Origin of the sequence: Nocardia aurantiaca, from assembly GCF_009708175.1 — a bacterium.
GTDB lineage: Bacteria > Actinomycetota > Actinomycetes > Mycobacteriales > Mycobacteriaceae > Nocardia > Nocardia aurantiaca.
Map to the genome: position 1 here is coordinate 358,922 of NZ_WMBB01000006.1, position 13,897 is coordinate 372,818.

Annotated in this window: 14 protein-coding genes and 1 pseudogene; 8 read left to right on the forward strand and 7 right to left on the reverse strand. The window is 64.8% G+C overall.

Features of this window, described 5'->3' with window-relative positions:
• Nucleotides 1-54: 54 nt before the first annotated feature.
• The 3 genes from GLP40_RS15180 to GLP40_RS15190 form a co-directional block, all read right to left on the reverse strand.
• Nucleotides 55-1,071: an alpha/beta hydrolase gene (locus GLP40_RS15180; RefSeq protein WP_154788509.1), complete on the reverse strand. Its 1,017-nt coding sequence runs from the start codon at nucleotides 1,069-1,071 to the stop codon at nucleotides 55-57.
• An 83-nt stretch (nucleotides 1,072-1,154) separates the two neighbouring features.
• The gene (locus tag GLP40_RS15185; protein ID WP_154788510.1) at nucleotides 1,155-1,847 is read right to left on the reverse strand and encodes a hypothetical protein; all 693 of its coding nucleotides are present in this window, start codon (nucleotides 1,845-1,847) and stop codon (nucleotides 1,155-1,157) included.
• Nucleotides 1,848-2,195: 348 nt separating this feature from the next.
• Nucleotides 2,196-2,819: a hypothetical protein gene (locus GLP40_RS15190; RefSeq protein WP_328290191.1), complete on the reverse strand. Its 624-nt coding sequence runs from the start codon at nucleotides 2,817-2,819 to the stop codon at nucleotides 2,196-2,198.
• Nucleotides 2,820-2,913: 94 nt separating this feature from the next.
• Between GLP40_RS15190 and GLP40_RS15195 the strand changes: the two are divergent.
• Both GLP40_RS15195 and GLP40_RS15200 read left to right on the forward strand, forming a co-directional pair.
• Nucleotides 2,914-4,092, forward strand: a pseudogene (locus GLP40_RS15195) (Fic family protein).
• Nucleotides 4,093-4,412: 320 nt separating this feature from the next.
• Nucleotides 4,413-4,823, forward strand: a complete 411-nt coding sequence (locus GLP40_RS15200; protein WP_154788511.1) for a hypothetical protein — start codon at nucleotides 4,413-4,415, stop codon at nucleotides 4,821-4,823.
• Between the two features lie 424 nt (nucleotides 4,824-5,247).
• Here GLP40_RS15200 and GLP40_RS15205 read toward each other — a convergent pair whose 3' ends face one another.
• Both GLP40_RS15205 and GLP40_RS15210 read right to left on the reverse strand, forming a co-directional pair.
• Nucleotides 5,248-7,041 carry an AMP-dependent synthetase/ligase gene (locus tag GLP40_RS15205; protein WP_328290192.1) on the reverse strand — a complete coding sequence of 598 codons (1,794 nt, stop codon included), beginning with the start codon at nucleotides 7,039-7,041 and terminating at the stop codon, nucleotides 5,248-5,250.
• A gap of 273 nt (nucleotides 7,042-7,314) precedes the next feature.
• Nucleotides 7,315-7,824 carry a hypothetical protein gene (locus GLP40_RS15210; RefSeq protein WP_154788512.1) on the reverse strand — a complete coding sequence of 170 codons (510 nt, stop codon included), beginning with the start codon at nucleotides 7,822-7,824 and terminating at the stop codon, nucleotides 7,315-7,317.
• 215 nt (nucleotides 7,825-8,039) lie between these two features.
• Between GLP40_RS15210 and GLP40_RS15215 the strand changes: the two genes are divergently transcribed.
• From GLP40_RS15215 to GLP40_RS15225, 3 genes are all read left to right on the forward strand, one after another.
• Nucleotides 8,040-8,279: a hypothetical protein gene (locus GLP40_RS15215; RefSeq protein WP_154788513.1), complete on the forward strand. Its 240-nt coding sequence runs from the start codon at nucleotides 8,040-8,042 to the stop codon at nucleotides 8,277-8,279.
• A 1,014-nt stretch (nucleotides 8,280-9,293) separates the two neighbouring features.
• Nucleotides 9,294-9,596, forward strand: coding sequence for a hypothetical protein (locus GLP40_RS15220; protein ID WP_154788514.1), 303 nt, complete (start codon nucleotides 9,294-9,296; stop codon nucleotides 9,594-9,596).
• Between the two features lie 485 nt (nucleotides 9,597-10,081).
• A complete protein-coding gene (locus GLP40_RS15225) occupies nucleotides 10,082-10,237 on the forward strand; it encodes a hypothetical protein (protein ID WP_154788515.1) in 156 nt (51 codons plus the stop codon).
• Nucleotides 10,238-10,248: 11 nt separating this feature from the next.
• Here the strand turns inward: GLP40_RS15225 and GLP40_RS15230 are convergent, their stop codons facing one another.
• Entirely contained in the window at nucleotides 10,249-11,151 is a 903-nt protein-coding gene (locus tag GLP40_RS15230; RefSeq protein WP_328290193.1) for a LysR family transcriptional regulator, read from the reverse strand.
• Between the two features lie 131 nt (nucleotides 11,152-11,282).
• Here GLP40_RS15230 and GLP40_RS15235 point away from each other — a divergent pair, with 131 nt between their 5' ends.
• Complete coding sequence (locus GLP40_RS15235; RefSeq protein ID WP_154788516.1) at nucleotides 11,283-11,594, forward strand: EthD family reductase; 312 nt, start codon at nucleotides 11,283-11,285, stop codon at nucleotides 11,592-11,594.
• A gap of 373 nt (nucleotides 11,595-11,967) precedes the next feature.
• Here GLP40_RS15235 and GLP40_RS15240 read toward each other — a convergent pair whose 3' ends face one another.
• The gene (locus GLP40_RS15240) at nucleotides 11,968-12,861 is read right to left on the reverse strand and encodes a LysR family transcriptional regulator (protein ID WP_154788517.1); all 894 of its coding nucleotides are present in this window, start codon (nucleotides 12,859-12,861) and stop codon (nucleotides 11,968-11,970) included.
• A 230-nt stretch (nucleotides 12,862-13,091) separates the two neighbouring features.
• Here GLP40_RS15240 and GLP40_RS15245 point away from each other — a divergent pair, with 230 nt between their 5' ends.
• Together GLP40_RS15245 and GLP40_RS15250 are read left to right on the forward strand one after the other, a co-directional pair.
• Nucleotides 13,092-13,328, forward strand: a complete 237-nt coding sequence (locus GLP40_RS15245; protein WP_154788518.1) for a hypothetical protein — start codon at nucleotides 13,092-13,094, stop codon at nucleotides 13,326-13,328.
• Nucleotides 13,325-13,840 carry a thioesterase family protein gene (locus GLP40_RS15250; RefSeq protein WP_154788519.1) on the forward strand — a complete coding sequence of 172 codons (516 nt, stop codon included), beginning with the start codon at nucleotides 13,325-13,327 and terminating at the stop codon, nucleotides 13,838-13,840. The genes GLP40_RS15245 and GLP40_RS15250 overlap by 4 nt, the downstream gene beginning before the upstream one ends.
• Nucleotides 13,841-13,897: the final 57 nt, after the last annotated feature.

The following is a 13,897-nucleotide window of genomic DNA, read 5'->3' on the forward strand; positions in this document are numbered from 1 at the left end:
GCGTATCGCGGGCTGGAGCGAATCGCGACCCGCGATTCGGCTCACCCGTCCATTTCAGAGGCCGAGGCTGCGCGCGATTCCGGGCCACGCACGGTGAAAGTCGGTCTGCCAGGAGGGCCAATTGTGGCCGCCGCCGGGGAGATAGTCGAAATCGGCCGGGATATTCAGGTCTTCGATATTGGATTGCAGAGCGCGGGTGCAGGTTTCGACGGTGGATTCCAGCGCGGTGCTGGATGCGCCGACCTGGCCGCCGCCCGCCGCGGCGGGGTTCGCGCCGGTTCCGGCGGCGATGTGGAGGTCGGTGCCGCGGAGTTTCTCGAGATTGGCCGGGGTGGAGGGGTCGTTGGCCGTCCAGGCCGGGGAATTGTCCAGGCCCCAGATGTTCCAGGGGTTGCCGCCGCCGGAGAGGACCACGGCCTGCAGGTATCGGCGGCCCGGGTCGCCGCTCGTCTGAGCGCAGCCGCTGAAGGAACCGACGCTCGCGTACAGACCGGGGGCGGATTCGGCGAGCGCGAGCGCGGAGGTGGCCGACATCGACACTCCCGCAATGGCATTGCGGCCGGAAGCACCGAGCACGGAATCGATGACGGGAGGGAGTTCCCGGGTGAGGAAGGTGGTCCACTTATTGCGGCCGAGCATGGGATCGTCGGACTGCCAGTCCGTGTAGTAGGTGTAACGACCGTCGAGGACGTTCACCACGTTCACGTTCCGATCCGCCAGGAAATCGACGATATCGGTACGGGTTTCCCAGGAGACCTCCCGGCCATTTCCATCGATGCCGTCTTCGGCGCCATTGAGCAGATACATCGTCGGACGCGGTGCGGAATCGTCGGCGGCGCGAGTGACCGACAGCGTGATGACCCGATTCATCGCGGCCGAATACACGGACACGGTGGACCGGCGATCGTCGAGTTGAACGACGTGGTCGATATGTGTGCCGTCGACCTCGAATTCAGCGCCGGAATTCAGCGCTTCCGCCGCGGCAGCGAGCCCCGGCGTCACACTGAAAGCCGCTGCCACCAGGGCGATCCCCGCCGCAACCCAACGGCGCCGGCCGCGTGCACTCGTCATATCCGCCTCTGACCCATCCGAACGATTCCCTTCGATCTCTTTACCGAGCCGGTCATGACCGCGCAACGACGCGCTGCTCACAGTCACCGCACCGCGAGCGGCAACGGCCGCGCGGCCGGGCCACCGAGGTCCTCCAGAAAAGGCCGGGCGAGCCGTAGCGACTCGAAGGCCGCCCACGCATCCGCCAGCTCCGCGAAACCTCGAGCCAGCGTGAGCACGGGCCGAATACCGTCGTCGACGGCATTTACCTGATAGTTCGGTAATGCCGCCTCATCCGGGGCCACGATCACCGGCCATTGCGGCCGGATGTGCTTGCCGCCCGACGCGTCCTGACGCTGGGAGAACTGCTCGTCGGCCGATTCGATTGCGGCACGAACGTTTTCCACCGTGGCGTCGACATCGACGATTCCCGCGGCCGCGGCGATCCGAGCGCGGCCGTCCGTCGCTTCGGCTCTCACAGCGGCCTCCTCGGCCGCACCGACAACCGGGGCATTCTCATCTGCATCATCGACCACCGGGGCACCCACATCCGCAGCGTCGACGAGCGGAGCGCCCTCGTCTGCCGCATCGGCTATCCGGACGCCCTCGTCCGCGAGCGCAATCGGGTATCCGCGTGTGAGACTGTCGATCTCCACGTCACGCGATCGATCCAGCACCCACGCGCCCGATAGTCGCGACTCCCCCAGCGCCGCACCCACATTCACATGCCAGATGACCACCCGCTCCCCGGTCGCACCGAGCACCGCGAGGGTATGAAGGTCGAACGAGGCAGCCATAACGCTCCACGGTCGTGGCGGACAGATACCCTGTCACGGTAGAGCATCCCGCCGACGAACTTTTCGCGAGCCCGCGCGAAAAATCAACGGAGCCAAACAGTTCCGAGCGATCAGTGTGCCACCGCACAACCCGCCCGCGCGCCCGACCCTCGCCCCACTTCCCACGGTGAATCAGCGTGCGAAGACAGCGACCCCACGATCGCCCGAAGAATCCATGTCCGAATCGCCGCCGACCGGCCGAGCACGGCCGCGCGCCGCGGCCGTGCTGCGGTGACCACCTGCTCGGGGACGAGCCCGACGCGTCGAACCTGCGGCGCCGACCTGCCGTTTCGCCGACCCCGCTCGAGGTCAGACCAGTTCGGGGACGCGCAAATGCGCTAATGCCAATTCGAATTCACGGACGTCGACGGCCTCGACGCGCGCCTGCCGGGCGGCGTCCACGCGCAACGCGGCCGACGCAATGCGGTTGCGTTCCATCGCCTCGGCATTGTCGTAGACAGTGCACGAGACGGCACGACCGGATGACCTGTTCACCATCAGGCTCGCGCTGCAGAATCCGTCGAGTTGCTGCTCCATACCGGGCAAGGTGTGGTCCCGGTAGACCTCGATGGCGCTGTCGATCCTGCTGGGATCGGTCTTCACCCAGGTGACGCGCGCACACGCACCCCGCGGCGTCACATGCGTGCGATGCATGACCGCGATCTCCCACTCCTCGACCATCGGACTGCCGCCGAATTTCTCGGTGGCGCGATCGCGAATCGGGATCACCCGCTCGGCGCTCGCCCGCAGGGCATCCTCGGATTCCCATGAGGTCGTCACGATGCACCGGCCGGTGTGCCGATCGACGAGCAAGGAAAGCCCGACACAGCCGGGAATGTCCTCGAGCGCCGGCATGACCTCGTCCCGCACATGTGCGATCCCGGATTCGAGAGCGGAAAGTTGCGCCTGAAGCGTGGTAGACCGTGCGAACACGATCCACCTCCTTTCTGCACAGAGGCAGCGCCCGGTGGCGCCACCGGTGCCTCTCACAGTGCCCCCTCCCGATCACCAAGGCAATAGCTGGCCGATAGCGAGCCGGCCCGCCCGCATCGGGCAGTCCGCACGGCCTGATCTCCGATGTCGCAATCTTCGGCGACTATCGTCACCGCTCCGGACTCTCCCGCGCCGGATCAGCGAGCTTCATTACGACCCGACCGGAACCGTTGCTCGCGCCCACGAAGCGGCGTTGATTGCCATAGCCCGACTCGAGGCCGGATTCGGTGAGCACCTGGCGCCTCTCGCCGACTTCCTGCTGCGCAGTGAGTCCGTCGCCTCCTCCGAGATCGAACATATCGATGCGGGCTGGCGAGCCTTCGGCAAAGCCGTCGCGGGAGGTAAAGCCAGCAACGAGGCGAAGTCTCAGTTGGCGGCCGTCAAAGCGCTGATCACGATGGTGGATGCTGCGGGTTCAGGCCGCATCGCGCTGGTCGATCTACTCGACGCGCATCGCTTGCTGATGGCCATCGACTACTACGCCGCTCGAGACGCAGGGCAACTGCGCGACGTGCAGAACTGGATCGGAGGCGGCGACTACACGCCGATCAATGCCGCGCATGTCCCGCCACCCCCTGAACTGGTTGCCGAGCTGATCGCCGACCTGCTGGTCTTCGTCAACCGAGACGATCTGCCGATCCTCGCGCAAGCCGCGATCGCACATGCCCAGTTCGAGTCCATCCATCCGTTCACCGATGGGAACGGGCGCATCGGACGGGCACTGATCAGTGCCGTGTTGCGCCGACGCGGTCCCACCCACCGCGTGACCGTACCGCTGGCATCGGTCATGCTGGCAGATACCGGCCGATATTTCGTTCACCTCAATCGATTTCGCGACTGCGACGTCGACGGCTTCGTCGAGTACCTGGCGGTAGGGCGGTCCACGCCAGCGAGGCCGCACAGGAATCCGCCAGGGCTCTCGCTGAACTGCCCAGGCGCTGGCGAGAAATCGCGCGCCCGCGTGCGAACTCAGCGGACGAGACGCTGCTCGGCGCACTGCTCGACACCCCAATCTTCAACGCCGACACGGCACAACGGATCTCCGGCACCACCGATGCCAGCACCTAGGGCGTTGGGACGGCTAACGGATGCGGGGATCCTCGAGCTTCTCTCGGAGAGCAAACGCAACCGAATCTGGGCAGCAATCGATGTGCTCGCAGAGCTGGACGCACTGAGCGCGGCCATTGGCCGGCGCACGATCGGTGAACTATGAATCCCTCGTCGACCTTTGTGTCCCAGAGCGTCTTTCGTCGACCCTGGTTCAGCGGTCAGCATCAGCCCGGCCGGCCCGGCCCGAAGGAATGAGTTGATCCCGTCGCCGATCCGGCCCCGAGCCGCGACGTATCCCCCCGCGCATCGATCGTTCACGCCGGACCTCACCGAAAATCCACATCTTCCTGGACGTTCCTCCGCATCGATTCGGCATGATGGCTTGCGACCGTGAGGTTTTCGCGGCGGGATCGGAGGGATACGGTGCGGGGGATACTATGGGCTGCCGCGGGAGCCGCGATCGCGGTGGTCACTGTCGCATCTGTGGTGTGGGCGAACCGACCGAACGAGCCCTATCGGCTGGCAGAGGGAATCTCCGTTCAGGGCCTTACCCGTCAGCTACTGCGCAATGACGCGAGCGGCATGGGCAATGGCGACTATCCGGTCCCCGCACAAGCCGTCTTCTACGGCCCGCCACCCGCCGATCTTCGAACGTCACTGACGGCAAAGGGTTTCACGACGTCGATCCCTGAGCGACCATCGTTCACGCTGCCGGACCCGGGATCAACCGCGGTCCTCAACGGCCGCGGGCCCGACGACTGCTGGATGAGCGTCGATCGGTACGACCGCACCGCGGTGCTCCACCCGTGGCTCGGGCTCTCCGACGATCAGCGCCGAGCCGTTCGCGACGGTAGCGCTGTCCTTCTCGACGTCACGGTGGTGTGTGGTGTCTGACCGTTCCACGCGCCGAACCCGCACCCTCGCCGCAGCAATGGCTACAGGTGAAGCTGCAGCTGAAGACGGAATGTCCTGGATGGTAAGCGCGGTCCCGCTCCTTCCGGCGTAACCCTGCTCCTATCCATCGGCGTCCCGCCGAATTCTTCGAGTGTCCGGGACCAGTGGACATCGGAGGGGCCCGACTGAAAGGAAAGCATCTTCTGTTCAGCCGGCCGGCGATTGAAGCCGAATTCGACCTGGGCAGCGTTGAGCGGCAATGGATTCCGCCTCGACCTCTGCCGTGGCGACTCCGGCTTGAGCGATGTCGAGGTGCAACTTCTCTGCGGCGAGGAGACCTTCCCGGCCACGCCGTCCGCGCCGACTCGTTGCCACCGAGTACTACCACTCTCACCACCGTGACGAGCCGAAGCAGTGGGTACGCTTACCGCTGATACAGCGCTTCTACGTCGGCGTCGAATTCCTCGAGCACCCTGGCCCGCTTGAGTTTCAACGACGGAGTGAGGTGGCCGCCCGCCTCGGTGAATTCCGTGTCGAGGAGCCGGAATTTCTTGACCGCCTCGGCACGCGAGACGGCTCGGTTGCCGTCGTCGATGGCCGACTGGATGGCGGCGAGCAGGTCCGGATCGAGAGCGAGATCGGCGACGGTGGCATCGGCGGGCTTGTGGGCGAGCTGTTTCCACACGGGGAAGAATTCGGGATCGACGGTCACCAGACAGGCTATGAACGGCTTCCGATCGCCGACGACGATGGCCTCGCCGATGATGGGATGCGCGCGGATGCGGTCCTCGATCACCGCGGGGGCGACGTTCTTGCCGGTGGCGGAGATGATGATGTCCTTCTTGCGCCCGGTGACGGTGAGATAGCCCTCGTCGTCGAGCGCGCCGAGGTCCCCGGTCGCCAGCCACCCGTCGCGGAACGCCTCCGCTGTGGCCGCGGGGTTGTTCCAGTAGCCGGTGAACACGTGCGGGCCGGACAGCAGGATCTCGTCGTCCTCGGCGATGCGGATCGAAGATCCGGGCAGCGGTTGGCCGACGGTGCCCATTTTCGGCTTGTCGTGCGGGTTGAAGGTCGCCGCCGCGCAGGTTTCGGTCATCCCGTAGCCCTCCAGAACGGTGAACCCGATGCCACGATAGAAGTGGCCGAGTCGTTCGCCCAGCGGCGCACCACCACAAATCGCGAAAGTCGCCCGCCCGCCGAGAGCCTCACGCAGCCTGCGGTAGACGAGGAAGTCGAAGACGGTGTGCGCGACTCGCAGCCGCAACGGGATCCGGCCACCGTCGAGCGCATGACTGTAGTCGACCGCGGTCTGCGCGGCTCGGTCGAATATCGCGCCCCTGCCGCTGGTCTGAGCTCGAGTGCGCGCGGTGTGATAGACCTTCTCGAACACGCGTGGCACGCCCTGGATCAGCGTCGGCCGGAAGGCTGCGAGTTCGGCGACGATCTCCTTGGTATCGCTGACGTGCCCGATTTTCATCGGAGTCATCGCCGCGGCGATTTCCGCGATTCGGCCGAACACATGCGACAGCGGCAGGAAAAGCAGAACCGACGACTCGCCGGTCCGGAACACGGGTTCCAGTCTGGCGATCATGTTGCCCAACTCGGCGAGGAAGTTCCCGTGGGTGAGCTGACAGCCCTTCGGCCTGCCGGTGGTGCCGGAGGTGTAGACGATGGTGGCGATCGACTCGGCGGTCGCGGCCGACCGGCGCTCTGTCACGGTCGTATCGGCGATATCCGCGCCCGCATCCGCCAATGCGTCAACAGCCCCCGCGTCGATCTGCCAGATATGCCGAATGTTCGGTAGGCGGTCGCGGAGTTCGGCGACCGTGGCGGCGTGACCGTCGGTCTCGGTGATCACGGCGACAGATCCGGAGTCGCTGAGAATCCAGTGCACCTGCTCGGGCGAGGACGTCTCGTACACGGGCACGGTGATGGCGCCCGCACACCAAATCGCGAAGTCCAGCAGCGTCCACTCATAGCGGGTCCGCGACATGATCGCCACGCGGTCGCCTGGCTCGATGCCGGAGGCGATCAGCCCCTTCGCCGCCGTGTGCACCTCGGCGAGAAACTCGGGGGCGGTGAGGTCCCGCCACCTTCCGGCGACCTTGCGGCTGATCACCACGAGATCTGGATATCGCTCGGCGTTGCGGTGGATCAAGTCGGAAAGGTTGACGTTGGGATCCACCTGATAGAGCGCAGGAAGGCTGAACTCTGACACGGCTGCTTCCTATCTGCGACGCTGCGGACGGCTGGTACGCGCACGATCACCTGCTGCAATCGTCCCGCAAACATCCGCTCGTCGCATGAGGAGCCGATTCGGCTGCCTCGGCATCCGATCGCGTCGGGAAACGCGGCCGGTGGGGTAGGGGTGACGCACTGCCGCGTCCGGCCCCCTCAGAGCCGGTGCGTGCCGGTCGTCCCGGCATCCGGTTCAGGACGTAAGCGGCTGTCGCTCGCGGTCGTGGCGGCGTGCAGTGGGTAGTTTCGGCGATCAGCCGTTGTAGATCTCATCGATCTCGACCACTCGGTCGGCATCGATGTGGATGTAGGCGATGGGGGTGACCTGACTCCAGTGGGCGGCATTGTCTTTCACCTGGGCGAGAGTGCACGGGCCCGCAGCGGTTTGCCGGTCGTCGCATATCGTGCCGTGCTCGGCGGTGATAGGGACGTGCTCGGACACCGTCATGGTCATCCGGTCGCCGCATGACTCCTGTGTACCGTGGGCGCCGGGCATCCTCACGTGGTGGGTCATGCTGTAGGTGAGAGTGTTGTCCGCCGACAGGTCGAGCAAGGCGACGAGGCGGGTGCCCGGTGCGGTCGCTCCGGCAGAATCGGCGCAGGGACCCACGATGTCGCCCGAAGCATCGGTGCTCGGAACGGGCGATGGATTACTCGTCGAATTTTCAGCCGTCGAGCTTGACGATTGGGTTCCGCATCCGCCCAACGTGGCAGCCATTGCAAGCGTCATGACCGGGGTCGATATGGGGCCGACAAGCTTCATTACCTGCTCCCGTGTTTCATCGAAGGCAGAGTCAGCGGCTCTGCCGGGGTGGAAGGTGGGGACCAACCACACCGTGGGTCATACCTGCGCCTCGGCGACACTCGTTGGGTAGCAGGGAAATACGCAATTTCAGCAGACTCTCGCATGTTGTGTGAATACCAGACGATCGGCCACCGCTTTGACCGCTGGGATCGAGCCGTAAGCGGGAGGAGGACTTGAACGGCGACGGCTCGGATTCGCTGTTCGACCAACTCATCGACTGGTCCGCGGAGTCCAAGGCCGACAACTACCGCCGCTATTTCGATCTGCCAGCTGATCCTGAACATGCTGCGCTGCACGCGATTATGGAGGGCGCACCGATCATGGCCGACCTCGTATATCGGTTGAATCCCGACATCGACCTTGCCATCGTGACCGAAGAGGCCGCGATCTCCGGGATTCCGGTCAGCTTCTGACAGAAGCCATCGTAGAAAACCCTCGCTCAGACAACCGGTCATCGGCATGTGCGGTCGGCGGGCGACCGTCGCGGGTTTGAAGCGGCGGACTTCCGGCATCCACCGCATATACCGTTCGACCTCGGTTCTCGCCACCGCGAGTGAGGTGAGCTGGTGGTCGGTGCACCAGTAGAAGTACAGACGCAGATCGGATTTCGTGTGGATCCTCGACACCGCGGAGAAGCGGGCGAGGTAAGCCAGGGCGGCCAGCCGGAGGACGAGGTCCTCACCGGCGAAGGTGACATCGAGGTCGGGAGAGTAGCCATCCTTCACGATGCCGGTGTCCCGGCGAACCGCCAGAGCAGAACGCGCGGGACGCGGCATGAGCTCGCGGGTGGCAGATCTCCTGCGGTCGCGACAAGAGTTCGAGGATGCGATGCTCGGGCTGTGGGTGAGTACTTCTGGCCGGACGATGAGGTGGGAGCGCGGGCACATCATGCATGGCCAGCGACGGTGGAATCGTTGCCGGTTGGCAGCCATGTGACAGGCAAGGTCATCGGACGGCAGCAGTTCGGTGTCTTCATCAGCATCGATCAAGCGCCGGATGCGTCGGTCTCGTCAGGGTCACCGCTCTGCCTCGGGACACGGATCTTCCTGCCCAAGGAGAAGCTGTCGAGGGTCAGGTGCTCTGGCACGAATCGCGAAGCTGCCACGTGATCGTGAGACCTCTGGAGAATCGTGAACTCGAACCCGACGCTGTCTCCGTCGACCGGTTGGACGCTCTGAGAAGGGCATTGAGCGGCGAGTGAGCCGCGAGATCAGCGCGCGGCCATTGGTTCTAAGATGCAACGCTGGCGGTCCGAGCAGCCCCATATGCGGCATTACCGTGCGTTCGACGAGTACCAGGATCTCGCGTATTCGTGTTACCAACAGGCTCATGGTGCGTGGTAGACATCGGGACATGGATCTCAATAGCGAGACGCCTTGCACTGCTGCGACATGCTGTAAGTCGTATTCGGGAGACAGGGCGTCGCGATGAGCACAGCCGAGGAACTGGTCCTGGAAGCCGAACCACTTCGCTATTACTCCTACAACGACGAGGCGGCATTCTTCGAATGGCTCGACAAACTCCCGTGCGTCACCTCGTACAAGGGCCGCGGTAGGGCCTTGTACATCACCGTCAACACCGCGGCGGTCGACGATGAAGCCTTCAGAGACCTGTTCGCCTTGTTCCGGCGCTATGACCTCGATCGTGAACAGCTACACAGGCTAGCTCCTGTCCAGTTCACATCGTGGTTCGGCGATGCAGCGTCTACTGATTCCGTGCCTGCTGGCTGAACCCTCGTCAGGCGGAGCGGACGTTACGGCCAGATAACCGGGGGCCGTGGAAGTTCGGCCAAGTCGATAGCCGGTGACTGGTTTCGCGTTCCCCGGCCGCACACACTCAACTCGGCCGTAGCGGACGTTCCTGTGCCGCGGCCGGTCTCGCCGCCAGCGCCTCGGGCTGGCCGGTTCGATCAGCGCGATCAGCGGCAATGTAGTGCGTTCTCGACCCCCTGCGGTTGGCGCGGGCACGCAGGGGGCGGACGTTGCGGTGAATCTGTTACTGCGAAGGTGGCGGTGCTGGCGTTAGGACACCACCCAGCGTGATTGTTATGAGTTAGCTGATGCACGATAGTTTTGGTATGTCGGAAAGCGGCGAACATGACGCCCACGAGACGGGCGGTGGTGGGCGTCCTGGTTGGCGAGGCCGGTTTCGGCGACAGGCCCCGGGGACCGGAGGAGGTCAGCGCGGTGCGCCGGCGCGGGGGTGGGTCGCACGGGTGGGCTGGCTGCTGCTGGTGGTGGTCGCTGTAGTACTCGGGATCGTGGTGCCGGTTGGGCAATTGCTCATGCTCGTACCGATCTCCTGGACACATCCGCTGTTGAAGGTTTTGGCGGGGCAGGGGGATCGTGATCGTCGTCGGCAATTTGCGTGACCTGCTGCGCGTCAGTCCGGCAGCCAGTGCAGCTCGTGTGCCAGGGTTTTGGCGACGGTACGGATGCGGCGGTGCAGTGGTGACTGCTCGCGCGGGAGGACCAGGTGGATCGTCAGGCTGGGTGCGCCCTGCAGCGGTCGCCAGGTGAGACCGGCCGGTTGTGTCGTGACCGCGGCTTCTCCGGCCGGGGCGAGGGTGAGCCCGTCGCGTAGGTCGCGCTGGGACATGTCGAAAGAGACTGCGGGCGTGTGGAATCGGGGGTGTGGTCGGGTGTCGCGGAACAATGCGGACAGCTGATCGTGGACCACGGGGTTGGCCGTACGGTCGGGGAGTCGCAGCGGATACGCGGCCGCGTCGGCGATCTCGATCTCCGGGTGTTCGGCCAGCGGATGGTGCTGTGCCAATTGGACCCCGACGCGCTCACGCCGCAGCAGGAACCGGCGCACGCCACGACCCGGCTGTTCACCGCGGGTGATCCCGGCATCGATGCGGCCGTCGGCGACCGCGGGGGAGATCTCCGGTGTCGCCATCGGGACCGCGCCGACCTCGAGTCCCGGGCTGCTGCGAATGAGCCTGTCCACCAGGGCCGGTGCCGTCTCGGCCCCGGTGCTGAGGCTGTATCCGATGCGCAGCGTGCCCAGTTCACCGGCCCCCGCATTCCGGGCGGTGTCCCATGCCCGGTCCAGCGCCGCCAGCGCGGGCGGCACGGACTCCGCCAAAGCCGCACCGGCCGTGGTCAATACGACGCTACGCGTGTTGCGAACCAGCAGGCTCGCACCGAGTTCCGCCTCCAATCGGCGTATCCGGGCGCTGAGTGCGGGCTGTGCGATACCGATCCGTGCGGCCGCGCGGGTGAAGTTCAACTCCTGCGCCAGCACCAGAAAGTACCGCAGGCTCACCGTATCCGGCGCCACATGCCCTCCCCGTCGATTGATAACGATCCGTTCTGAGCCTATCGCGTCCCGGTCTTTCCCTCGACCACACATCAAGCCCTAACCTGCGCATATGACGATTCAACCGACCGCGGTAGATGCAGGAGGCAGTCATGCATAAGTTGGTGGTCCTCTATCCCAAGCCCGCCGACCCTGACCACTTCCGCGACCACTACGTGACCAAACACCTTCCGCTGGTCATGGAGATGCCCGGCCTGCTTGCGTGGCGCTACAGCTTCGACGTGGCGGCGACCAACGGAGAACCGCCGTATTTCGCGGTCTTCGAAGGCGACTTCGCTGACGCCGCCGCCCTGGCCGCGGCGCGGGCGTCGCAGCAGGGCCAGCGGCTGGCCGCCGATGTCGTCAACTACGCCACCGGCGGTGCGGTCGTCATCGACTATTCGGTGGAGGACGGCCCCAGCTGAGGCAGGAAGGCACGCTCCGGGACGCGTTCGGCCGGCCGATGCGGCCAGGCCCGGCTATCGGCGGAACGCCGTTCCCGGTTGCCGGTTCGTTGAGCGTCAAAGGTGGGCCGATGTCCTGGCCGGATGTCACGGTGGTTGATGCGCGCGTGCGGCGCGACGGCCGGGGAGGGAGCCCGCCAACCTCGGGCAGGCCCTGCATCGCCTTTCGAACGTTCCGAACCCAGTATGGAATTCTGACTGTCATCGGCAGTTGTGGACGTTCCGTCGGCCTTGGATCGGAACGGCCAGTGGATCTTCCGATGCCCAGCGCGCTTGCTGGTTCGGGTAGCGCGGTACGCGGCCATGAGCGGAAAGCTATATCGGCGTGAAGTTCTCAATGGTCGCGGCATTGTTGTTCGACCATGTCGGCGAAGCTACTCGCCAGCGGGCTGAGTGTCTCCCAGCGGCGGACGGCCCATCCGACGGTCAGCGGAGCAAGGAATGGCAAGGGCTGAAATCGAAGTGGCCGGTGCGAGGCGGCGGCGGAGTCGTATGGCAGCGAGGGAACTATGGCGTGGCCGACACCGAGTTCGGCGAGTAGGACCGCGGTGTTCCAGTCTGCTACACCGGTTTCGGCTGTGAGCTGGATTCCGAGTCGGTTGAGCGCGGTGTCGAGGTGGACGCGGGACACGGCGTTGTCAGGTAATTGGATGTGTCGTATTTCGGTGAGGTCGGCCGGTGTGATCGAAGGCCGGTCAGCCAGGGGGTCGTCGTCTCGGGTAGCCAGTACCCAAGGCAATTCCATGACGGGGCGCTGTTCGATGCCGGGGATCGTATCGGCGATAGTCACCCACGCCAGATCGACGAGGCCCCCGGCGAGGGATTCGAAGCATCGGCGGCTGGAAATGATTGTGCGAAATTCGAGTCTGGCGTGCGGATAGCGTTGGCGGAAGTTGACGACGGCGTCGGACATGAAGTTGCGAATGGTTGTCGCTCCTGTGGTGACGCGAACGCAGCCGGTTTGGCCACGGGCCATTTCACTGAGTTGGCGTAACGCCAAATCCACACCGACGATGCCGTCGCGCGCTGCCGTATAAAGCACGAGACCCTCCGCGGTTGGCGTCACGCCGTCGGGTCCACGATCGAGCAGACGTACGCCGGTGGCCTGTTCGAGCCGTTTGACGTGCTGGCTGACCGCAGGCTGGGTACACGCGAGGTCGCGGGCGACGGCACTGAGGCTTCCAGCCTGACAGACCGCCACGAATACCCTGAGGTCGTCGAAGGTCATCCGCACGAAGCCACCGTAACGCGTGCCTGGTCAAAGCTGAATCTTGGTGATTACCAAGGTAAACCGAGGATTGACCGGTTACACGCGGGTCGTTGATGATTTTTGCGGGCCTAGGGCGGCAACCCGCCGCGCTTCTCCGGCTCATCCGGATCGGCGCGGAGCAGTGGGGCGGGTGCCGACCCGCAGATCGCAAGAATCGTCATCAACCGGCTCGGGAGGGGATATGCACCATGAATATCACTGGACAACAGGTGATCACGGATCATCCGTCAGTTCACAGGCGAGCCCTCATCACCTGGATTGCCGTCTTCCCGACCATCACGATCACGCTGGTGTTGATCGGCCCCATGACAGCACGCACACCACTTCCCTTCCGCACACTGATCCTCACCATCATCGTCGTCTATCTGCTGGTACCTGCCTTGACCGAAACCATCCGCCGACTGAGCGCCCGGATGCACAGTTGACATCCGACGGCATCCAATTACGACCATCCGGTACAGGTGGTGGCGGTCTGCGGACCCTCGAATGCGATGTCGACGCAACATGGATCGATATCAACGATCACATGAACGCCCAGTACTACGGGATCGTGATCTATCGCGCGCACGCCGCATTCACCGACGTTCTGGGTCTCGGTGACGAGTACGTCCGCAAGACGAGGTTCGGCAAGGTTGTCGTGCAGACTGCGATGACCTATGAACGAGAGGTACGGCGCGGGGCGCGATTGGCAGTCGATTCCTGGCTGTTGGGTGTGGATGCCAAACGTCTGCACTTCTTCCATGAAGTACGCAATCTCGGCGGCCAGACCCGGGTAGCCGTAGGCGAGCAGTTGGACCTGCATGTCGACCTCGAGACGAGAAGGACTACCCCGATGCCCGCCGACCTCTTCACCCGGCTGCAGCGTTTCGCTGCCGGCCAGTGTGCAGCAGGCCGACCCGAAGGCGTGGGGCGCACGATCATTGTTCCGCGGACATGACCAGCGGAGCCGATGACGACGAAGACGGTGAAGTGATCATGGATGAGCCGGTCCTCC

Excerpts from the sequence above, each read along its gene's own strand:
- GLP40_RS15180 (WP_154788509.1), bottom strand. The coding sequence starts at position 1,071 with ATGACGAGTGCACGCGGCCGGCGCCGTTGGGTTGCGGCGGGGATCGCC.
- GLP40_RS15235 (WP_154788516.1), top strand. The coding sequence starts at position 11,283 with ATGCATAAGTTGGTGGTCCTCTATCCCAAGCCCGCCGACCCTGACCAC.
- GLP40_RS15185 (WP_154788510.1), bottom strand. The coding sequence starts at position 1,847 with ATGGCTGCCTCGTTCGACCTTCATACCCTCGCGGTGCTCGGTGCGACC.
- GLP40_RS15210 (WP_154788512.1), bottom strand. The coding sequence starts at position 7,824 with ATGAAGCTTGTCGGCCCCATATCGACCCCGGTCATGACGCTTGCAATG.
- GLP40_RS15245 (WP_154788518.1), top strand. The coding sequence starts at position 13,092 with ATGAATATCACTGGACAACAGGTGATCACGGATCATCCGTCAGTTCAC.
- GLP40_RS15240 (WP_154788517.1), bottom strand. The coding sequence starts at position 12,861 with ATGACCTTCGACGACCTCAGGGTATTCGTGGCGGTCTGTCAGGCTGGA.
- GLP40_RS15220 (WP_154788514.1), top strand. The coding sequence starts at position 9,294 with ATGAGCACAGCCGAGGAACTGGTCCTGGAAGCCGAACCACTTCGCTAT.